The sequence below is a fragment of the Roseococcus sp. GW821-FHT12F05 genome (assembly GCF_058806835.1).
This window is the reverse complement of sequence record NZ_JBXAQB010000017.1, coordinates 1-20293: the sequence shown is the minus strand read 5'-3', so window position 1 is coordinate 20293 and position 20293 is coordinate 1. Positions and strand designations below refer to the sequence as shown.

Here is a 20293-nt window from a genome sequence, read left to right as displayed (position 1 = left end):
CCGTAAGGTTGATCCTCCAGTATATTTCTCCATGTAAATATAAATTACAATACGGACTTGCCTGTACTTCCGAACCCGCCCGTCCCCCGCTGCGTCTCCGGCAGCACCACCACCTCTTCCCATTCCGCCCGCGTCACCGGCGCGAAGACGGCCTGGGCGATACGGTCGCCACGGGCGATCTCGAAGGGCTCGGAGCCGGTGTTGAGCAGGATCACGCCCACCTCGCCACGGTAATCCTCGTCCACCGTACCCGGCGCGTTGGGCAGGGTGATCCCATGCTTCAGCGCGAGGCCGGAGCGCGGACGGACCTGCATCTCGTAGCCCGCGGGCAGGGCGATGCAGAGGCCGGTCGGCACCAGGGCACGGCCGCCGGGCGGGACGGTCATCGCCTTGGCCGCCAGCAGGTCCATGCCCGCCGCGCCCTCGGTGGCATAGGCCGGGAGCGGCAGGCCCTCGGCATGCGGAAGGCGCTGAATCAGAACCTTCACCGGAAAAACTCCGCCACGCGCGCGGCAAGCCGCGACGCCACCTCTTCCTTCGGCATCCTCGGCCAATCCTCCACACCCGTGGCGCTCACGAGGTGCACGGTGTTCTCGCCGCCGCCGAAGACGTCGCCCGAGACATCATTCGCCACGATCCAGTCGCAGCCCTTCCGTTCCAGCTTTTGCCGTGCGTGCTCGATCACGTGCTCGGTCTCCGCCGCGAAGCCGACGACCAGATTCGGGCGCACGGCGTGCTTCGAGATGGTCGCCAGGATGTCGGGGTTGAGCGTCATGGCGATCGTCGGCGCACCGGACCCCGGCTCCTTCTTCATCTTCTGATCCGCCTCATGCGCCACCCGCCAGTCGGCGACAGCGGCGTTGAAGATGGCGGCGTCGGCCGGCAGCGCGGCCTCGCAGGCGGCCAGCATCTCGCGCGCCGTCTCGATGCGCTTCACCTCGACGCCATCAGGGACCGGGATCGTCACCGGCCCGGTCACCAGCGTCACCCGCGCGCCCAGCGCCGCCAAAGCCGCCGCGATGGCGTGCCCCTGCTTGCCGCTGCTGCGGTTGGAGATATAGCGCACCGGGTCGATCGGCTCCTGCGTCGGTCCGGCAGTGACCAGCACATGCCTCCCCTTGAGCGGCCCGTCGGCGAAGAGCGCGCGGATCGACGCGGCCATCTCCTCCGGCTCCGAGAGCCGGCCCGGGCCGCTCTCCGGCTCGGCCATGGCGCCCTCGCCGGGCCCCACGAAGCGGATGCCGCGCGATTTCAGCAGGGCCACGTTCGCGACCGTTGCCGGATGCGCCCACATGGCCGGGTTCATCGCCGGCGCCGCCAGGACGGGCGCCCGCGTCGCCAGCAGCACGCAGCCGGCCAGGTCCTCCGCGAAGCCCTGCGCCATCTGCGACAACCGGCTCGCCGAAGCCGGCGCCACCACCACCGCATCGGCCCAGCGCGCCAGGCGGATATGGCCGATCTCGCTCTCGGCGGCCCAGAGATCGTCCGAAACGTGCTCGCCGGTGATGGCGGCCAGCGATTCCTTCGTCACGAAGCGCGCCCCGCCCGCCGTCAGCACCGCGCGCACCGTGGCGCCCTCCGCGCGCAGGAGCCGGACCAGCATCAGCGCCTTGAAGGCGGCAACGCTGCCCGAGACGATCAGAAGGATCTTTCGGCCATGGAGCATGATCGAGCCTAACCCAGCCTCAGCGCGCGCGGAACATGAGCAGAAGACCGGCCAGGGTGATGGCCCCGCCCAGCAGGTCGCCCCAGGCCAGCCGCTCGCCAAGCAGCGCCCAGCCGATCACCGCGGCCACCGGCGGGGCCAGCAGCTGCAGCGCCGCCGCGTTGGAGGCGCCGAACCGCCCGATCACGATGAAGAACAGCGCGTAGCCGACCATCCCCACCAGCAGCGACACATAGGCGAGCGCGCCGATCACGGGCCAGCTCGCCGTGGCCGGCCGCGGCTCGCCCGAGGCGGCGACGAGCAGGACCATCAGCGCTGTCGCCGCAATGCTCTGGGTGAAATTGGTCGCCCAGGGGTCGATCCGGCCCCGCGCCGGGGCGTAGCTCAGCACCCCCACCGCCTGGAGCAGCGCGCCCAGCAGCGCCAGCCCGATGCCCCAGGCCTCCGCCGCCTCCAGCCCGTCGGCCGAGCGCATCAGGCCGAGCGTGGCGACGCCCAGCCAGCCGAGGCCCAGCCCGGCCCAGGCCATCGGCGCGAGGCGCTTGCCCAGCAGCCGCTCGCCGAGTCCCACGAAGAGCGGCGAGACCGCGGCCAGCAGCGCCACCAGCCCCGAGGGCACATGCGCCGAGGCCACCCAGGCGCAGGCCAGGTAACCGCCCATGCCCAGCACGCCCATGACCACGACCCGCCAGCGGTCGCCGGCAGCGGGCATGGATGCGCCCCGCCAGCGCACCAGGAGCCAGAGCAGCGGCACCACGCCGACGAAGCGGATCAGCAGCGCCCAAAGCGGCGGCCATTCCAGCGCGATGACGCGCGCGGCGTTGAAGGCCGAGCCCCAGAGCAGGACATAGGCGGTGGCGAGGAGCAGGTTGATGACAGGCGTTCCGTCGTTTCGCCTATCCTGCGGGGCGGCCGAGGCGGCGTCGAGATTGGAGGGGGGATGCGCTGGATCGCGGGCTGGATCGGCGGGCTCTGCAACATCTGCCGCCGGAGCTGGGTCGATGGGGGCGGGGGTCTGCGGCCCGGCAGCCCGGCCTCGGGCCTTTATCTCTTCCTCATCCTGGCCTTCTTCCTCATCGGCCTGGCGCTGGTGCTGCTGGGCTTCGACCCGGACGCGGTGGACCGCTGGCTCGATGCCCGCGCCGGCTGGTTCGACCTCATCGGCACGCTGACCTTCAAGGCGATGCTGGCCGTGATCCTGATCTTCTGTGCCGTCATCATCGGCGCCGGTCTCTACGGTCGCCTCGTGCCCGGACAGGGCGAGAAGCCCTTCGGCTGGGGCGCGATGATCGGAGCGCCGGCGGTCGGCTGGTTCTGCTGGGTCGGGCTCGTGAACCCGCTTTAGCCGCGCCGCGCCAGCGCCGCCTCCAGCGTGTTCTCCAGCAGGCAGGCGATGGTCATCGGCCCGACGCCGCCCGGCACGGGCGTGATGGCGGCCGCGCGCGGCAGCGCCTCGTCATAGGCCACGTCGCCCTTGAGCTTGCCGTCGGGCATGCGGTTGATGCCCACGTCGATGACGATAGCGCCCTCGCGGATCCAGTCGCCGCGGATGAGCTCCGGCCGGCCCACGGCGGCGATGAGGATGTCGGCGCGGCGGCACTCGCCGGGCAGGTCCGCCGTGCGCGAATGGGCGATGGTCACCGTGCAGTCGGCGGCCAGCAGGAGCTGCGCCATGGGCCGGCCCACGATCTGGCTGCGGCCCACCACCACCGCGCGGGCGCCCGGCAGCTTCGCCTTCGCCTCGGCCAGCAGGTGCATGGCGCCACGCGGCGTGCAGGGGACCAGCCCCGGCAGGCCGGAGGCGAGCTTTCCCGCGTTCATCGGATGGAAGCCGTCCACATCCTTCGCCGGGTCGACGGCGGCGATCGCCATCTCAGAGCGGATGTGCTTCGGCAGGGGAAGCTGGACGAGGATGCCGTCCACCTCGGGATCGGCGTTCAGCACGGCGATCTCGGCCAGCAGTGCGGCCTCGGTGGTCTCCTCCGGCAGGTGCCGGGTACGCGAGGCGAAGCCGGCCTGGGTGGCGGCGCGGTCCTTGTTGCGGACGTAGACGCCGCTGGCGGGGTCCTCGCCCACGCGGACCACGACGAGGCCAGGCTTGAAGGACAGAACCGCGATCCGCTCCGCCAGCTTTCCGCGCAGCCGTTCAGCGACTGCCTTGCCATCCAGTATCTGCGTCATCGCTTCAGCCCTCCGCGTGCAAGCGCGCTCCGTACATCGAGGCCGGGATCCGGGTCATGGGATCAGAAGTACAGGCCGCCGCGGATCAGGTAGCCCTGGATGGCGCCCACCAGCAGCATGCAGGCCTGCACCAGCAGCAGGACGATCAGCGGCGAGATGTCGATGCCGCCGAGATTCGGCAACCGGTTGCGCACCGGGCGCATCGCCGGCTCGGTCACCCGGTAGAAGAAGTCGCAGATCGACCAGACCAGCCGGTTGCGCGTGTCCAGGATGCCGAAGCCGGTCAGCAGCGAAAGGATCGCCGCGATCAGGATGGCCCAGAAGAACAGGGTCAAACCAGCCTGGATCAGAAAAAAGAGGGCATCGAGGATCATCGCGGGGCGGCGCTCCGGGTTGCGACAGCCGTCCTTGTCGCGGAAGCCTGCGGGCTGGGCAACCCCGGAATGAGACGGAGGGGGCGCTTGACACCCCCGCGCCCATCAAGCAATACCCGCCGCCTCGGATGCGCCACAACGCATCCGGTGGTGTGATCGGGGCTGTAGCTCAGTTGGTAGAGCGCGTCGTTCGCAATGACGAGGCCAGCGGTTCGATTCCGCTCAGCTCCACCACCCGCCACCCCATGACGATCGAGATGCGCTGCTCCCGATCGCGGGCTCGATACTGGTTCCCGACACCTGCCCCGACGTGCCCTTTGCCGGATATCCGGAGGAGGACGGGAAGACGCGATGCCCGCTCAACCCGCGCCGTCCGGGCGATCACCTCGTGCCAGGCTCCCTGAGAGCCTTCGCGATGCGCTGCGCCCAGGCTTCGATGCCATCGGAGGTGGCGAGGAGGTCCTGCCGGACCTCGAGCAGGGCGGCGGGGAGGCCGCGCGCATCGCCATGCACGGGCACGGTGTAGTCCTCGTCCAGCAGGATGCGGTAGGGCTCGTTGTCGCCGACGGTGAGCGCGAGGTCGGAACGCAGGCTGGCGAGAAGCCGCTCCCCCAGCCGTGTCGAGTTCCGGTATAGCACGCCTGCGTGCCAGATCCGCGCCTGGCCGAGGAAGACCGGGGTGAAGCTGTGCACGCCCAGGATCGTGCTGGGGCGGCCCGCCTCGGTGCGCGCATCGAGAAAGCGCGCGATGCGATCCTGGAAGGGCGCGAAGAACTCGGCCTCGCGCCGCTCGATCTCGTCCCGCGCCAGCGCCCGGTTGCCGGGGATGAGGGTGTCCTCGCTTCGCAACGGGATGCTGGTCGGCGAGCCGGGCGGCCGGTTGCAGTCGATGAGCAGCCGGGAATAACCCGAGAGGAAGAGCGGCGCGTCCAGCAGCGTGGACAGCCGTCGCGCCAGCGCCGCCGCGCCGATGTCCCAGGCGATGTGCCGCAGCAGATCCGCCGGAGCCAGGCCCAGCCCATCGTAGCGGGCCGGGATGTGATTGGACGCGTGCTCGCAAATGAGGACGACCGGCGAGCGACCGTCCTCGTTCACCGCCGTGACGGCCGCGGGTCCCACCGGCGTCAGCCCGGGACCTCGTCGGTGAAGACGCTGAAGCCCGAGAGCGTGCAGGGGCCGAAGGTGGTCGCGATCGCGACGTCGGTCGCGTCGCGCCCGCGCGCCATCAGGATGCGGCCGATGCGTGGCGTGTTGTTGCGCGCATCGAAGGTGTGCCAATGGTCGTCGAGATAGACCTCGAACCAGGCCGCGAAATCCATGGGGCCATAGGGCGGCGGCATGCCGATGTCGCCGAGGTAGCCCGTGCAGTACCGCGCGGGGATGTTGAGGCAGCGGCACAGCGTGACCGCGAGATGCGCATAGTCGCGGCAGACGCCGCGCCGCTCCTCGAAGGCCTCTGAGGCGGTGCGCGTGGCGCGGGCGTGCTCGTAGCCGAACTGGATCCGCTCATGCACGTAGTCGCAGATGTTCTGAACGAGCGTCCAGCCGGCCGGGCCCGAGCCGAAGAGCGACCAGGCCGTGTCGGAGAGCCGGTCGGTGTCGCAGTAGCGGCTGCCCAGCAGGTAGATCAGCATCTCGTCGGGCAGCTCCTCCACCCGGCGCTGCCAGGCCGCCGGGGCGTAGACGTCCGTCGTGCCGGGATCCTGCACCGTGAGCCGGGTCGAGATGGTCAGCCGCCCGGCCGGCGCCACGATCCGCGTGCAGCGGTTGCCGAAGCCGTCCGTGTAGGCGCGCCACGGGATGGGGGGATCGAGGAAGAGCTCGGCAGGGCCCAGCAGGTCCGGCTCGCGCGAGGGATGCGGGCTGACCATCAGCAGCATCGGCGTGGGTTGCGGGCAGTCGTAGGTGATCTGGCAGCCAGCGGTGATCCGCATGTGGGGTTCCTTGAAGAGGGGCGGGCGGCGCGATCAGTCGGCAGCCGTGACATTAACTTCGACGGTCATGCCCAGGTTGTCGGAGGGGAATCCGGTCCAGGTTCCGTGCAGGGGCAAGGCGTGGCGGTGGTCGCGCGTGACGGCGACGCGGATCAGGTCGCGGTTGCCGATGATGCCGTTGGTGGGATCGAGCTCGACCCAGCCGGCGCCGGGCAGGTAGACGCGCAGCCAGGCATGGGTGGAGCCGCCGCCGACCCGGCCACCGCGATCGGGCACGCAGATGTAGCCGGAGACGAAGCGCGCCGCGATGCCGAGCGAGCGCACCGCCTCGATCATCAGCACGGCGAAGTCGCGGCAGGTGCCGCTGTTCTTCGCGAGGGTCTGCACCGGCGGCTGCACGCCGCGCTCCGAGCGGGCGATATAGGTGAAGCGCTCGCGGATCGCGTTGGTCATGCCGGTCAGCAGGTCGCGCGTGCGGGTGGGACCGTCGCGCCGCAGGAACTGGCGCGCCCAGCGGTCCACCTCGCGGTCCTGATCCTGGTACTGCCGCTCGATCGAGCGGGCCAGGTCGGCCATGTCGTCGACATCGTAGGAGAAGGGGTAGGTCTCCGCGTCGCGTTCCATCGGATAGTCGAGGGCGTTGGTCGGCGTGTGGTCCAGCCGCACCGTGCTGCTGACGCGCAGCTCGCGCGCGCGTCCCTCGAAGCGCGCGACGCCGACGCTGTTGCCGAAGACGTCGTGCAGCCAGCGGAGCTCCGCCGGCGCCGGCTGGATGTCGAGCCGCGCCTCGATGATGCGCTGATCGTGGCCCTCGCGGGGACGCAGCATCATGCGGTGCTCGCCGAAGGCGACCGGCTGCCGGTAGCGGTAGGTGGTCAGGTGGCGGATGGCGAGGATGGGGATGTCCGTGTCTCCATGAAGCAGCGCCCGCGCGGGGCGGGCCTGCCGCCCATCACCCGCTCGTCCGCTTGCCGGTTCGGCCGAGGCGATCGGTCAGGACGATCCGTCGCTCGCCGGGAGAGCCTGATCGGGGGACTCGCCGAAGATCTCGCTCTGCTGGACGACGCGCTCGTGACCGTCGACGAGATGCTTCACGCGGTATTCGCGATCGAGCCCGTCATTGGCGAGGAGCCGCAATATCGCATACGGCCCGCGTCCGACCCCGAAAAATTCGCTGGGAACAAGCGCGACCGTCTGGCCGATGCGAAAGCTGTGAGGAGGCATCTTGATCCGATCGAAGGCGGTCACCCTCGGGGTTTGATTGACCCTTCGGTTAGGTTGATCCCGGCGAAATGGCCGGAAATTCGGTGCCTCGATGAGACAGATGGGGATTTGATTGCAAATTTACGAGTAGACGGCGCGCTATAGTCGCGTGTTCAAGTCCCAGCGACGTATGCGCCGATCCCCGCGACCCCGATGGCATGCGATCCGCTCCGGCGCACCACCTCGGCGGTGCGCGGCTCCATCGCCTGCCCTCCGTCCTACGCCGCCAGGCCGAACCCACCGCCGCCGCAGGTCTCGATCGTCACGAGGTCGCCCTGCCGCAGCAGCAGGTTGCCCTTGCCCGGCAGCACCTCGGTGGCGCCGTCGCGCTGCAGCGTGATGGCGAAGGGCGCGCCCTCCGCGCCGCCCTTCATCCCATAGGGCGGCACGACCATCCGCTCGCAGCAGGTGGTCAGCAGCATCTCCTTCGCCAGCACGCGGTAGGACCGCACGATCCCGTCGCCGCCGCGATGCTCGCCCGCGCCGCCGGAGCCGCGCCGGATCATCTGCCGCTCGACGCGCAACGCGTACATCGCCTCGATCATCTCGGTCGGCGTGTTGGCGGTGTTGGTGAGGTGCACGCGCGTGGCGGGGCTGCCCGGCCGGTCGTGGCGCGCGCCTTCGCCGCCGGCATGCACCTCGTAGAGCATGCGCCAGCTCGAATCCGGCATGCGCTCGGAGAAGGTGAGCATGCCGGCCGTGGTGCCGCCGCCGGCGGAGATGTTGCGCGGGATCACGTGCTCCATCGCCTTGAACATCGCGTCCACGATGCGGCCCGAGGTCTCGTGGTTGCCGGCGGCGACGGCGGCGTTCCAGCCCGGCTCGAAGATGGAGCCCGGCCGCGTGATGATGGTCAGCGGCCGCAGCGCGCCCTCGTTCTGCTGCATGTCCCGCCCACTCAGCACGCGCGCGCCATAGATGACGGCGGAGCGCGCGATATAGGGCGTGGTGTTGCAGAAGCTCGTCACCTTGTCGCAGCTGCCGGAGAGGTCGATCGTGGCCTCGTCGCCGGCGATGGTGATGCGGACATGGATGCGCGCGGGGCCGGTGCCGGGGTCGCCGCCGTCGACCCAGTCCTCGCCCTCCCAACTGCCGTCGGGGAGTGCGGCGATGGCGGCGCGCATCTCGGCCTCGGAGAGGTCGTGCAGGCGGGACATGGCCGCGACGAAGACCTCCGTGCCGTGCTGCGCGCAGAGATCGTGGACGCGGCGCTCCGCGGCGGCTGTCGAGGCGATCTGGGCCAGCAGGTCGCCCTCGCAGGAGACGGGATCGCGCACGTTGTGGAGGATCAGCGCCAGCGCGCCGGGCTCGATGCCGTCCTTGGTGGAGATCAGCACGGGCGGGATGCGCATCCCCTCCTGGTAGGTGTCCATCGCGACGGCGTAGTAGCTGCCGGGCCAGGTGCCACCGACGTCCGGCCAATGCGCGAGGCTCAGCGCGAAGGCGACGAGACGGCCCTCCACATAGATGGGCCGCGCCACCTTCACGTCGTTGAGGTGGTTCCCGCCGAGGATGCCGAGGTTGTAGATGACCGCGTCGCCCTCGCGGAAGCGCTCGGCGGGGTAGACCTTCAGCAGCTCGCGGATGGTGTAGGCCATGGCGCCGAGATGGACGGGGATGTCGCGCCCCTGACCTACCAGCCCGCCCTCGGCATCCATGATGGCGGAGGAGAGGTCGCCCGCCTCGCGCAGCAGCGGCGAGCGGGCGGAGCGGGTCATGACGAGGCTCATCTCCTCCGCGGCGGCGGAGAGGCCGTGGCGGATCACCTCGACGACGAAGGGATCGAGATTCGGGTTCATGCCACCACCTTCGACAGGAAGAGGTTTCCGAGCTCGTCCGGCCGAGCCGACCAGCCCGGCGGGACGATCACCGTGGACCAGGCGTCCTGGATGATGGCCGGGCCGGCGACGGGACCGGCGAGCTTGTCGCGATCGAGCAGCGCCGTTTCCACATCCATCGCATCGTCAAAGCTGCAGATCCGCGTGCCCTCCGCCCGCGGCGTGCCGCTGACGGACGGCCGCGTGATGCGCATGCCCGAGGGCTGCCGCGCCTGGACGCGCAGGGATTCAATCACGCAGGGCTCGCGGGTCGAATAGCCGAAGAGCTCATGGTGGCGGGCGTGGAACTCCGCCTCGAGCGAAGCGGGATCGATCGGCAGCGCGAAGGGCACCGGCAGCGCGTCGTTCTGCGCGGCGTAACGCATCAGGGCGGTGTATTCCATGCCGATCGTCTCGGCCGGCACGCCGTGCGAGACCAGCGGCTCCATCGCGTTCTGCCTGAGGTTTTCGAGGTGCGCATCGAAGGCGGCACCGCCGAAGCCCGTGATCGGCAGGCGCACGGTGCGCTGCTGCAAAAAGCTGACATCCGCCGTCAGGCAGCCCAGCGCGGAAAAGGCGCTGGAGGCGGCGGGCACGATGATCTGCTCGATCCCGTACATCTCGGCGATCCCCGCCGCATGCATGGGGCCGCCGCCGCCGAAGGCGAGCAAGGTGCAGTCGCGCCCGTCGATGCCGCGCTCCACCGTCACGCGACGCAGGGCGCGCGCCATGGTGGCGTTGGCGACGCGCAGGATGCCGAGCGCCGTCTGGGTGAGGCCAAGGCCCAGCTCCTGTGCGATAGGCTCGATCACCGCCTTGGCCCGATCCAGGTCGAGGGCGATGCGCTCGCCGAGCCGCGCCTTGGGATCGAGATAGCCCAGCAGCGCGTTCGCATCGGTGATGGTCGGCTTTGTCCCGCCCAGCCCGTAGCAGGCCGGCCCTGGCTCGGCGCCCGCGCTTTCGGGGCCGACGGACAACCCGCCCGGCCCCATCTTCACGATGGAGCCGCCGCCGGCGCCGATGGAATGCACGGCCAGCATGGGCTGGCGCAGGGGTCGGTCGCCCATCATCCGCGAATCCGACATCTCCGCGACGCCATCGACGATGAGGCAGACGTCGGTGGTCGTGCCGCCCATGTCGAAGGTGATGATGCGCGGCAGGCCGAGATCCCGCGCGATGCGCGCCGAGGCCGAGACGCCCGCCGCCGGGCCCGACATCGCCATCACCAGCGGCCGCAGCTTGGCGGCCGGCACCGGCACCATGGCGCCCGCCGAGTGGAAGACCTGGAGCCCGGGGCCGAGCGGCAGGCGCTCCTGCAGCTCGGAGAGATATTCCACGGCGATCGGCATGGTCGCCGCGTTGAAGACGGTGGAGGAGCAGCGCTCGTATTCGCGCGCCTCGGGATTCACCTCGTGCGAGAGGCAGAGATGCGGGACCAGCGACGCGATGCGCTCGCGCACCAGCAGCTCGTGCGCGGGATTGGCATAGGCATGCAGCAGGCAGACCGCGACGCTGCCGACATTCGCCTCCTTCAGCCAGGCGGCAAGGCGTTCCAGTTCCTCCGGGTCCAGCGGCTCCAGGACGCTTCCCTCGTGGTCCATCCGCTCGTGCAGGCCGAAGCAGAGCTCCGGCGGCACCAGCGGCGGCGCCTTGGGCACGACGTCCAGCCGGTAGAGGTCGCGGCGGCGGTAGCGGCCGATCTCCAGCACGTCCTCGAAGCCGGCGGTGGCGATCAGCGCCACGCGCGGCAGCCGCCCCTCCACGATGGCGTTGGTGACGCGCGTGGTGCCGTGCACGAAGCGGCGCACCTCGTGATGCTCCAGCCCCACCGCGGCGACGGCCTCCAGCATGGCGCGCACCGGGTCGGAGGGCCGGGATGGCACCTTGGCCGTGCGGGTCTCCGCGCTGCCGGGGCGGATCGCGACGATGTCGGTGAAGGTGCCGCCGATATCGGTCCCGACCTCCCAAATGCCTCCCGTCAAAATGCCGTCGGTCACGAGTGCTCCATCAGTTCCGGTTCGAAATGCGGGATCGCCGCCAGCAGTTCCCGCGTGTAGTCGGCCGCGGGCGCGGCGAAGAGGGCGGCGCTGCGACCCTCTTCGACGACCCGGCCCTGCTGCAGGACGATGGTCCGCTCGCACATCATCCGGACAACGTTAAGGTCATGGCTGACGAAGAGGAAGGCCAGCCTCTCTTCCCGCCGCAGATCGTCCAGCAGCTTCAGGATGACGGCCTGGACGGAGACGTCGAGCGCGGCCGTCGGCTCGTCCAGGATCAGCAGGCGGGGGCGCGTGGCGATGGCCCGCGCGATGCCCACCCGCGCCTTCTGGCCGCCAGAGAGCTGGTGCGGAAAGCGGTCCAGCAGCGAAAGCGGCAGGCCGGAGCGCTCGGCGCATTCGGTGACGCGGGCGCGCAGGGCCGCGTCGGTCAGCTTCGCCAGCCGGCGCAGCGGGTGGGCGATGCTGTCGAAGGCGGAGAAGCGGGGGTTGAGGCTGTCGGTCGGGTCCTGGAAGACGATCTGGATGTCGCGGCGCTGGGACGCGCGGTGAAAGTCGCGCGCGGCGATGCCGCCGATGGATTCGCCGTCGAAGATGATCTCGCCGGCGGTCTTGTCGATGAGCCGGCAGATGAGGCGGGAGATGGTGCTCTTCCCGGAGCCGGATTCGCCGACGAGGCCAAGGCTTTCGCCGGCCTCCAGGGTGAAGGAGACGCCGTCCACCGCCTTGGTGGGACCATAGGTCTTCGCGAGATCCTGCACCTCCAGGAGGATGGGCGTGCCGGCCGGCTTTTCCGGCCGCGGACGCGGCGGCGGGCGCGAGATGGTTCCGCCGACGAGATCGTCCACGGTGGAATGCCGCGTCGGCGAGGCGGCAATCAGTCGGCGCGTATAGGGGTGCTGCGCCTCACGGAACAGCCTCGCCGCCGGCCCCTGCTCGACGACCAGCCCCTGCTCCATCACCGCGATATCTAGGCAGTATTGCGCGGCCAGGCCGAGGTCGTGGGTGATGAGGATCATCGCCATCCCGCGATCGGCGGTGATCTGCGCCAGCAGATCCATCACCGTCTTCTGGGTGGTGACGTCGAGGCCGGTGGTGGGCTCGTCCGCGATGAGCAAGGCCGGCTCGCAGGCAATGGCCATGGCGATCATCACGCGCTGGCACATGCCGCCCGAGAGCTCGTGCGGATAGGCATCGAGGCGCCGCTCGGGATCGCGGATCAGCACGGATTTCAGCGATTCCAGCGCCCGGTTCCGCGCCTCGCCGCGCGAGAGGTCGGTATGGGCGCGCAGCGCATCGGCGATCTGCTGGCCGACCGTGCGGATCGGATTGAGCGCGCCGCGCGGGTTCTGGAAGATCATGGACATCGCGCTGCCGCGTAGCGCCTGCAGGTCCTGCCGGCTGGCCTTCGTGATGTCGCGTCCGCGGAAGCGGATGCGCCCGCCGGCAATGCGGCCCGCGCGGTCCAGCAGGTGCGTGACGGCGTAGGAGGTCACGGATTTCCCGGACCCGCTCTCACCGACGATGCCGAGCGTGCGCCCCTCGTCGAGGGAGAGGGAGATGCCCCTGACAGCCTCCACCAGCCCGTTGCGCGTGGTGAAGGTGACGCGCAGGTCCTCGATGTCCAGCAGAAGCTTGCCCGGCGGCTGCTTCAGCCGTCCGCGCGATTCCGCGCTCCCGGCATCGGACGCGCTCACGTCCGCATCCGCGGGTCGAGGATATCGCGCAACCCGTCGCCGAGCAGGTTGAAGCACAGCACCGTCAGCATCAGCGCCAGGCCCGGAAAGGCGACCAGCCACCACTGCCCTGCGGTGATGAAGCGCGCGCCCTCGGCCACCATGATCCCCCATTCCGGGGTCGGCGCGGTGACGCCCAGGCCGATGAAGGAGAGCCCCGCCGCGTTCAGGATCGCCCAGCCGAGATTCAGCGAGATCTGCACCGCCATGGCCGGCAGCACGTTGGGCAGCAGGAAGCGCAGGATCACGGAAAGGTGGCTGTCGCCGCAGGCGCGCGCCGCCTCCACCCAGCCGGCGTTGCGGCGGACGTTCACCTCGGCGCGGGCGAAGCGGATATAGAAGGGCAGATTGATGAAGGCCGTCGCGATGACGATGTTTTCCACGCGGTTGCCCAGGGCCGCGACCATCGCCATCGCCAGCACGAAGAGCGGAAAGGCCATCAGCACGTCGACGATGCGGCCCACCACGCGATCCAGCGTGCCGCCCGTGTAGCCGCAGATCGCGCCGATCACCGCGCCCACGGCGAAGGAGAGCGTGACGGCCGAGGCGGCGATGGCGAGGTCGATCCGCGTCGCCATGAGGATGCGGGAGAAGATGTCGCGGCCGAGCTGGTCCGTGCCCGCCCAATGGGCCGCGCTCGGCGGCCGCAGCGCGAAGGGCACGTTCGAGGCGATGGGGTCGTAGGGCGCGATCCAGGGCGCGAAGAGCGCGACGAAGAGCAGCAGCGCCGCCCCTGTCGCGGCGAGCGCGGTGACGGGATTGCCGCGCAGCACCCAGCCGGCATGGCGGAGCGTCGCGCTCACGAGACGGAGACCCGCGGATCGGCGATGCCGTAGAGGATGTCCACGACGAGGTTCACGATCACGAAGATCGAGGCCATCAGCAGGACGAAGCCCTGCACCGGCGCGTAGTCCGAGGCGAGCAGCGCATCCAGCGCGTAGGAGGCGACGCCCGGCCAGGAGAAAACCTTCTCCACCAGCACGTTCGCGCCCAGCATGGTCGAGAAGACGATCCCTGCGATGGTCAGCACCGGCAGCAGCGCGTTGCGCAGCGCGTAGACGACGATCACGCGGCTGCGCGACAGGCCCAGCGAGCGCGCCGTCCGCACGAAGTCCCCGCCGAGCACGGCCAGCATCGAGGCCCGCGTCATGCGCGCCAGCGGCGCCAGCACGAAAAGCGCCATGGTGCAGGCCGGCAGGACGAGTTGGTTGAAGGCCGCGGACCAGCCTTCCCAATCGCCGACCAGAGCGAAGTCGATCAGCAGGAATCCCGTGATCTCGGGCGGCGTGGAGGCGAAGATGTCGATGCGCCCGGTCGGGTCCGGCGCCAGGCCGAACAGGTAGTAGAACACGTAGATCAGCAGCAGGCCCGACACGAAGGTCGGCACGCAGACACCCAGCGTGCAGACGAAGCGCACGGCGTGGTCGATGAGGGAGCCCGGCCGCAGCGCCGCGGCGATGCCGAGCGGCAGCGCCAGCGACAGCGCGATCACCAGTGCGGAGAGCGTCAGCTCCAGCGAGGCCGGCAGCCGCTGCCGCAGGTCCGTCAGCACCGGCTGCCCGGTGTTCATCGAGCGGCCGAGATTGCCCCGCCCGATATCCAGCAGATAGAACACCAGCTGCTGCGGGATCGGCTTGTCCAGCCCCATCTGCCGGCGGATGTTGTCGATCTCCTCCTGCCCGGAATTCGGCCCGGAGGCGAAGAAGACCGCCGGGTCGCCCGGCAGCACCCGCATCAGCAGGAAGGTCAGCACGACCACGCCCAGCAGCGCCGGGATGGAGGAGAGCAGTCGCATGCCGATGCGCCGGCCGATCCCGCCAAGGATACGTCCCATGCGGCTATCCGCGGGTCAGGTCACGGAAGTCGATCTGGCGGTAGTACTGGTAGGTGTAACCGTTGAGGCTCTGCGCCATGACCGCCTCGTGGTTCGGCTGCCAGAGGAAGATCTCCGGCACCTCCTCGCCGAGGATGGCGACCATGCGCCTGCACATCACCTCGTACTTCGCCGGATCGAGCTCGTACTGCGCCTGCTCGGTCAGCGCGTTCATCTCGGCATTGTTGAAGTTGGAGAAATTCCAGCGCTGGTCGCGCGTGAAGTAGAGCTTCATGTAGTAGTCGGTCTCGGGCAGCCAGGCCGTGGCGCCGTCGATGAAGAGGCCGAGCCGCTTCTCCGCCTGCGCGGTGTTGAACTGGGCATCCGGCATCTTCTGGATCTCGACCTGGATGCCGATGCGGGCCAGCGATTCCTTGAGCAGCGCGCCCACTGGCTCGTTGGCCGAGGCCGCTCCTGCGCTGAGGGCGAAGCTCGTGCTGAAGCCGTTCGGAAAGCCGGCTTCGGTCAGCAGCTGCTTGGCGCGGTCCAGGTTGGTGTGCAGTGGCATCGGGCGCGGGAAACTCGCGTCCGGCGGCGTGCCGGTCCAGTCGCCGCCATAAAGCTTGGCACCACGGCCGAAGATGGAAGCCTGGAACATGTCGTCATAGGGCAGCGCGGCCGCGATCGCCTGACGGACCTTCAGATTGTCGAAGGGCGCCATGCGCGTGTTCATCGCGATATGCGTGAAGCCGTTGGCGATCGGCGTGGAGAAGACCTTCACGCGGCCGCGCGCCTGCATTGCGGCGACATCGCTGGCCAGCAGGTCGATGGAGAGGTCGGCATCGCCACGCTCGATCAGGTTGGCGCGGGTCGCGGCCTCCGGCACGGTCTGGGCGATAATGCGCCGGAAGAAGGGCAGCTTGCCGTCGGGGCCGTTCTTCCAGTTCTCGTTCCGGCGCAGAATCAACTGCTCGCCGGTCCGGAAGTTCTCGACCGTATAGGCGCCGCCGCCGGCCGTGTTGTCCTTCATCCAGCTCTGCGCCCAGGGGTCCTCGGAGGTGGCGTAGCGCTTCGCCAGGGTGCTGTTGATCATGATGGCGTAGGGCACGCAGAGGTTCATCAGCCCGCGCCGGTCGGGCCGGGGCAGGACAGCCTCGACCGTGCGCGGGTTCAGCACGCGGAACTGGTCGGCGTTGGTCCAGGAGCTGATCTGGAGCTGGCTCTTGGCCAGGGAGTTCGCGGTGACATGGCGGTCCAGCGACCATTTCACGTCCTCCGCCGTCACCGGACTGCCGTCGTGCCACTTCGCCCCATCACGGATGGTGAAGGTGAAGCGCGTACCGTCCGGCGAGACCGTGTAGCTCTCGGCCAGCTCGCCGCGGATGCTGGTCGCGTCGTAGATGAAGCCGCCCGGAACCGGCTTGCGCCCGAAGGCGACGAGACGGTCGTAGAGGTGCATGCCGATGCCGAAGCTCTCGCGGGTGGCGCCGGGCATGGTCAGGTCGAGCGTGTTGATGTTGTTGCCCGTGACCTGCCGCAGCGTCTCCGCGCGGGTCTGTGCGGCGGCCGCCCGAGTCATGGCAAGGCTGGGGAGCGCGGCGATGGCGAGGGCCCCGGCAGCGCCCTTGAGCCCCTGCCTGCGGTGGATCTTCATGCGGGAAACGCCTCCTGTTCGGGGAAGTCTGTCCGCGTGTCCTCCCAGGCAGGTGCAGGCGTCTCCGCGCCGCGTGGGCGGAAGCTGGCACGGGCGGCGCGGGGGGCGCCAGCCCAAAAAATTCGCATCAGGGCCGGAACAGCCGCCCAACGCCCTCAAATCAGGCAGATCGACCGGCCGTGACGCTCCGATGCGGGAGACCCCGACCTCCCGTCTCCGGATCAGGCCGCCTTCTCCACCGCCGCGGGTGCAAGCGTGTAGCGCGTGAAGCTCCGGTTGAGCGCGGGCAGCGGCGCCACCTCCATCAGCCCCTCGCCAGGCTTCATCAGGATCATGGCGACGGTGGCGGACAGGTTGCCGCCGAGGTTCATCCGCGGCGGGCGGCAGACCGACCAGGGCGACTGCCAGTCGTCGAAGAAGGCCTCGCGCAGGTCGTCGATGGTGAGCTTGCCGCGCTTCGCCATCAGCGCATCGCGCACGCGGCGGTCGCGATAGGCGCTGTCCGGCGTGCTGAAGAGGCCGGTGTCCTTCAGCTTGCCCAACGCCACCGGGCTCAGCCAGTGGTTGGAGTGGACGAGGATCCCGCCCTCCGGCTGCACCAGGAAGGACTCGTCCGGCGCGCATTCGATGTCCACGCCGTAGCCGCCGGCCTGGCTCAGCATCAGGTTGTTCGAGCCGGATTTCGGCGTGCAGTAGAGACTGCGGAAGGCCAGCGCGACCTGCTCCTGCTCCAGCGCCTTGCGCCGCAGCAGCGAGAGGGGCACGCCCTCCTGCGTGTAGTCGCGGTCGCTCTCCAGGTAGTTCGCGGTGATGGCGACGCCGGCCGCGTTCAGGCCGCAGCGGGCCAGGCCGCCGGCCTCGACGAAGGTGAGGATGTCCGGCCCGTCCTCGCGGCGGATGCGCAGGACCACGCTGGTCTCGGCGCACTCGCTCTTCCAGTCCCAGTTCTGGCCGTGGATCACGCTGCCGTCGGCGCTGGCCTCGGGGAGGATGATCGCGCCCGTGCAGCCGTCGGGCTCCTCCTTCAGCTTCGCCAGCGCCTCGGCGCGCTTGGCGAGCTGTAGGACCTCGGTGCGGCAGTTCACCAGCACGATATCCTCGAAGGCGACGTCCGCGCCCTCGGCGATGCCGCGCATCTCCGCGACGAAGTTCGGCTCGAAGGCCTCGATGCGGGGCACGAAGTCGCGCGCCATGGCGCGGACGGCGGAGGTGTCGCGCCCCTGGCCGGCGAGCTGCGAGCCGTAATGCGCCAGCGTCTTGTGCACCCGCGCCTTGGCCATGCGGCCGTAGAGGCGGCCCCGCGCCTCCGGCCCGCCGGAGAGCTCGATGAGGGGGAAGGGCTCGATCGCGGGATGCGCCATGTCGATGGGACCTTGTCCAGGGATGCGTTATGCTGACACAAAGCACAGATGACGGCCAATCCCCTTCCCGCCGAGACGCCCGCGCTGCACCGCGACCTCGCGCGCGACATCCTGCGCGGCCTGCGCGCCCGCGGAGCGGCGCCGGGCGAGAGGCTCTCGCGCCTCGCGCTGGCGAAGGAGCTGGGCGTCTCGCGCACGCCCGTGGAGGGCGCGGTGGCGCTGCTGGAATCGCTGGGCGTGGTGGAGACGGACGGCCGCGCCGTCCGCCTGCGCGACACGGGCTTCGACCCGGAACGGCTGGCCGCCCCCGCCGCACAGGATGGCGACGCCGTGGCGCGGCTGGTCATGCAGCTGGCGCATGATCGCCGCACCGGCGCCCTGCCCGAGGAGGTCTCGGAACGCCTGCTGCAATCGCGCTATGGCGCAGGCCGCGCCGTCGTGGCGGCCGCGCTGCGGCAGCTCGCCGAGGTCGGCGCCGTCACCCGCAACCGCGGGCATGGCTGGCGCTTCGGCCCGGCCTATGCCTCGGCCGCGGACCGCGCCGCCTCCTACCGCTTCCGTCTGATGCTGGAGCCGGCCGGCCTGCTGGAGCCGGGCTTCGCGCTCCCCTCCGGCTGGATCGCCGGGATGCGCCAGGCGCACGAGCGCTTCCTCGCCCGGACCTGGAAGGACACGGATCCCGTCATCTTCTTCGAGACCAACGCCGCCTTCCACCGCGGCCTCGCCGAGGGCTCGGGCAACCGCTTCCTCGTCCAGGCCATCGAGCAGCAGAACCAGCTCCGCCGCTTCTCCAACTACGACTGGCAGCGCGGCGTGGAGCGCGTGCGCGTCTCGGCGGCCGACCATCTCGGCATCCTGGAGGCGCTGGAGGCCGGCGACCGGGCGGAGGCGGCGGAGCGCATGCACCGGCATCTCGCGGGCACGGCGGAGCTGCCCTGGCGGCCGCAGCGGGGTTGATCTTCGCCGGGCGAGGCGCATGCTTCGTATAAGGAGCCGGCGCAGGACCGGACCGGGCGAGGACAACGAATGACCGACGATCTCTACGAAGCTGGGATGAAGGTGCGCCGCCAGGTGCTCGGCGACGCCCATGTGGATCGCGCGAATGCCCGCATCACCGACGTGAACCGCGAGTTCCAGGACTTCATCACGCGCTTCGGCTGGGGCGAGATCTGGACGCGCCCGCAATTCGACCACCGCATCCGCCGCATCCTCGTGATGGGCACCATGGTGGCGCTCGGGCGCTGGGAGGAGTTCCGCATGCATCTCCGCGCGGCACTGGAGGGCGGGATGCCGCTCTCGGACATCCGCGAGATCCTGCTGCAGCAGAGCATCTATTGCGGCTTTCCCGTCTCCAACACCGCCTTCCACCATGTGGAGGACATCATGAACGAGCTGAAGGGCCGCGGCGTCACCATCAACGAGGGCTGACGCCCGTTTGAGGGAGGTGGAGATGAGCGGCTTCGGCAGGCGCGCGATCGCGCTGGCGCCCTTCCTCGCCACGGGCGCCGCGCGCGCCCAGGCGCCGGGCTGGCCGGCCCGTGCCGTCACCATCGTCGTGCCGGCCGCGCCCGGCGGCGGCGGCGACTTCACCGCGCGGCTGCTCGGGGATGCGCTGGGTCGGTCTCTCGGCCAGCCGGTCGTGGTGGAGAACCGGGTCGGCGGCAACGGCAATGTCGCCGCGACCTATGTCGCCCGCTCGCCGGCCGACGGCTACACGCTGCTGCTGGCCTATTCCGGCTCGCACGTCGCCAATCCGGCGCTGTACCGCAACCTGCCCTGGGATCCGCTCCGCAGCTTCGATCCGGTGGCGCTGCTGACGACCGCCCCGCATGTGATCGTGGTGCGCAACTCGCTGCCCGTGCGGAGCCTGGCGGAGCTGATCGCCTATGCCCGCCAGCATCCGGGCGGGCTGACCTACGCGACCTCGGGCGCCGGCTCCATCCAGCACATCGGGACGGAGCAGTTCGCCCGAATGACCGGAACCACGCTGGTCCACGTTCCCTATCGCGGCGCGGGCCCTGCGATGAACGACCTGATCGCGGGCAATATCGACCTCATCATCACCACGCCGCCGGCGATCGTCGGGCAGATGCAGGCCGGCGCCGTCCGCGCGCTGGCGATCGCCAGCCACACGCGCCATCCGATGCTGCCGGAGGTGCCGACCACGGCCGAGGCCGGCCTGCCGGGCTTCGAGCTGGAGGCCTGGTTCGGCCTCTACGCCCCGGCGGGAACGCCGACGCCCGTCATCACCCGGCTGGCGGACGAGACCGGCACGATCGTGCGCGGCGCGGAATTCCGCCGGCGCGCGGAGGAGAGCGGCACCTACGCCACCTTCATGACGCCGGAGGAGCTCGCGGCCTTCACCCGGCAGGAGCTCGAGCACTGGTCGGGCCTGATCCGCCAGATCGGCGTGACGCTGGACTAGGCTCAGGACTCATTGATTAGATCCAGAAGATGACGGCTGCTGCGATGCAGATGGCTGAGAAGAAGGTATGCG

The 20293-nt window shown here is 70.0% G+C and carries 20 protein-coding genes and 1 tRNA gene; 5 read left to right on the top strand and 16 right to left on the bottom strand.

Going from position 1 to position 20293, the window contains the following annotated elements; translation table 11 throughout:
• Nucleotides 1-44 precede the first annotated feature (44 nt).
• From dut to AC1ROY_RS28630, 3 genes are read right to left on the bottom strand one after another with little or no spacing between them, the layout of a single operon-like run.
• Entirely contained in the window at nucleotides 45-488 is a 444-nt protein-coding gene (dut, locus tag AC1ROY_RS28640) for a dUTP diphosphatase (RefSeq protein ID WP_493152341.1), read from the bottom strand.
• Entirely contained in the window at nucleotides 485-1666 is a 1182-nt protein-coding gene (coaBC, locus tag AC1ROY_RS28635; protein WP_493152340.1) for a bifunctional phosphopantothenoylcysteine decarboxylase/phosphopantothenate--cysteine ligase CoaBC, read from the bottom strand. The genes dut and coaBC overlap by 4 nt, the downstream gene beginning before the upstream one ends.
• 19 nt (nucleotides 1667-1685) lie before the next feature.
• Complete coding sequence (locus AC1ROY_RS28630) at nucleotides 1686-2534, bottom strand: DMT family transporter (protein WP_493152481.1); 849 nt, start codon at nucleotides 2532-2534, stop codon at nucleotides 1686-1688.
• Nucleotides 2535-2606: 72 nt separating this feature from the next.
• On the opposite strand from AC1ROY_RS28630, the gene AC1ROY_RS28625 reads away from it, so the two are divergent.
• On the top strand, nucleotides 2607-3011 hold the full coding sequence (locus AC1ROY_RS28625) for a hypothetical protein (RefSeq protein WP_493152339.1): 405 nt from the start codon (nucleotides 2607-2609) through the stop codon (nucleotides 3009-3011).
• Here AC1ROY_RS28625 and folD read toward each other — a convergent pair.
• Nucleotides 3008-3847 (bottom strand): bifunctional methylenetetrahydrofolate dehydrogenase/methenyltetrahydrofolate cyclohydrolase FolD, encoded by an 840-nt coding sequence (folD, locus tag AC1ROY_RS28620; RefSeq protein ID WP_493152338.1) that lies wholly within the window; start codon nucleotides 3845-3847, stop codon nucleotides 3008-3010. The genes AC1ROY_RS28625 and folD overlap by 4 nt on opposite strands.
• Nucleotides 3848-3909: 62 nt before the next feature.
• Nucleotides 3910-4221, bottom strand: coding sequence for a YggT family protein (locus AC1ROY_RS28615; protein WP_493152337.1), 312 nt, complete (start codon nucleotides 4219-4221; stop codon nucleotides 3910-3912).
• A gap of 158 nt (nucleotides 4222-4379) precedes the next feature.
• Between AC1ROY_RS28615 and AC1ROY_RS28610 the strand changes: the two genes are divergently transcribed.
• Nucleotides 4380-4455, top strand: a tRNA-Ala gene (locus AC1ROY_RS28610).
• 147 nt (nucleotides 4456-4602) lie between these two features.
• On the opposite strand, the gene AC1ROY_RS28605 is transcribed toward AC1ROY_RS28610, so the two are convergent.
• The 11 genes from AC1ROY_RS28605 to AC1ROY_RS28555 all read right to left on the bottom strand — a co-directional run bounded on the left by AC1ROY_RS28605 (nucleotide 4603) and on the right by AC1ROY_RS28555 (nucleotide 17796).
• Complete coding sequence (locus AC1ROY_RS28605) at nucleotides 4603-5340, bottom strand: N-formylglutamate amidohydrolase (protein WP_493152336.1); 738 nt, start codon at nucleotides 5338-5340, stop codon at nucleotides 4603-4605.
• A 5-nt stretch (nucleotides 5341-5345) separates the two neighbouring features.
• Nucleotides 5346-6155: a transglutaminase-like domain-containing protein gene (locus AC1ROY_RS28600; RefSeq protein WP_493152335.1), complete on the bottom strand. Its 810-nt coding sequence runs from the start codon at nucleotides 6153-6155 to the stop codon at nucleotides 5346-5348.
• A 33-nt stretch (nucleotides 6156-6188) separates the two neighbouring features.
• Nucleotides 6189-7043: a transglutaminase family protein gene (locus AC1ROY_RS28595; protein ID WP_493152480.1), complete on the bottom strand. Its 855-nt coding sequence runs from the start codon at nucleotides 7041-7043 to the stop codon at nucleotides 6189-6191.
• A gap of 105 nt (nucleotides 7044-7148) precedes the next feature.
• Nucleotides 7149-7403, bottom strand: coding sequence for a hypothetical protein (locus AC1ROY_RS28590; protein WP_493152334.1), 255 nt, complete (start codon nucleotides 7401-7403; stop codon nucleotides 7149-7151).
• Nucleotides 7404-7636: 233 nt separating this feature from the next.
• Complete coding sequence (locus AC1ROY_RS28585; RefSeq protein ID WP_493152333.1) at nucleotides 7637-9217, bottom strand: hydantoinase B/oxoprolinase family protein; 1581 nt, start codon at nucleotides 9215-9217, stop codon at nucleotides 7637-7639.
• Entirely contained in the window at nucleotides 9214-11232 is a 2019-nt protein-coding gene (locus tag AC1ROY_RS28580; protein WP_493152332.1) for a hydantoinase/oxoprolinase family protein, read from the bottom strand. The genes AC1ROY_RS28585 and AC1ROY_RS28580 overlap by 4 nt, the downstream gene beginning before the upstream one ends.
• Complete coding sequence (locus AC1ROY_RS28575) at nucleotides 11229-12929, bottom strand: dipeptide ABC transporter ATP-binding protein (RefSeq protein WP_493152331.1); 1701 nt, start codon at nucleotides 12927-12929, stop codon at nucleotides 11229-11231. The genes AC1ROY_RS28580 and AC1ROY_RS28575 overlap by 4 nt, the downstream gene beginning before the upstream one ends.
• Nucleotides 12926-13771, bottom strand: coding sequence for an ABC transporter permease (locus AC1ROY_RS28570; RefSeq protein ID WP_493152330.1), 846 nt, complete (start codon nucleotides 13769-13771; stop codon nucleotides 12926-12928). Before AC1ROY_RS28570 ends, AC1ROY_RS28575 begins: the two co-directional genes overlap by 4 nt.
• A complete protein-coding gene (locus AC1ROY_RS28565) occupies nucleotides 13768-14802 on the bottom strand; it encodes an ABC transporter permease (protein WP_493152329.1) in 1035 nt (344 codons plus the stop codon). Before AC1ROY_RS28565 ends, AC1ROY_RS28570 begins: the two co-directional genes overlap by 4 nt.
• Nucleotides 14803-14806: 4 nt before the next feature.
• Nucleotides 14807-16435 (bottom strand): ABC transporter substrate-binding protein, encoded by a 1629-nt coding sequence (locus AC1ROY_RS28560; RefSeq protein ID WP_493152328.1) that lies wholly within the window; start codon nucleotides 16433-16435, stop codon nucleotides 14807-14809.
• A 221-nt stretch (nucleotides 16436-16656) separates the two neighbouring features.
• Nucleotides 16657-17796 carry a C45 family autoproteolytic acyltransferase/hydrolase gene (locus tag AC1ROY_RS28555; protein ID WP_493152327.1) on the bottom strand — a complete coding sequence of 380 codons (1140 nt, stop codon included), beginning with the start codon at nucleotides 17794-17796 and terminating at the stop codon, nucleotides 16657-16659.
• A 48-nt stretch (nucleotides 17797-17844) separates the two neighbouring features.
• Between AC1ROY_RS28555 and AC1ROY_RS28550 the strand changes: the two genes are divergently transcribed.
• The 3 genes from AC1ROY_RS28550 (at nucleotide 17845) to AC1ROY_RS28540 (ending at nucleotide 20221) form a co-directional block, all read left to right on the top strand.
• A complete protein-coding gene (locus tag AC1ROY_RS28550; RefSeq protein ID WP_493152326.1) occupies nucleotides 17845-18753 on the top strand; it encodes a GntR family transcriptional regulator in 909 nt (302 codons plus the stop codon).
• Between the two features lie 69 nt (nucleotides 18754-18822).
• Nucleotides 18823-19224 carry a carboxymuconolactone decarboxylase family protein gene (locus tag AC1ROY_RS28545; RefSeq protein ID WP_493152325.1) on the top strand — a complete coding sequence of 134 codons (402 nt, stop codon included), beginning with the start codon at nucleotides 18823-18825 and terminating at the stop codon, nucleotides 19222-19224.
• 22 nt (nucleotides 19225-19246) lie between these two features.
• A complete protein-coding gene (locus AC1ROY_RS28540) occupies nucleotides 19247-20221 on the top strand; it encodes a Bug family tripartite tricarboxylate transporter substrate binding protein (RefSeq protein WP_493152324.1) in 975 nt (324 codons plus the stop codon).
• Nucleotides 20222-20293 lie beyond the last annotated feature (72 nt).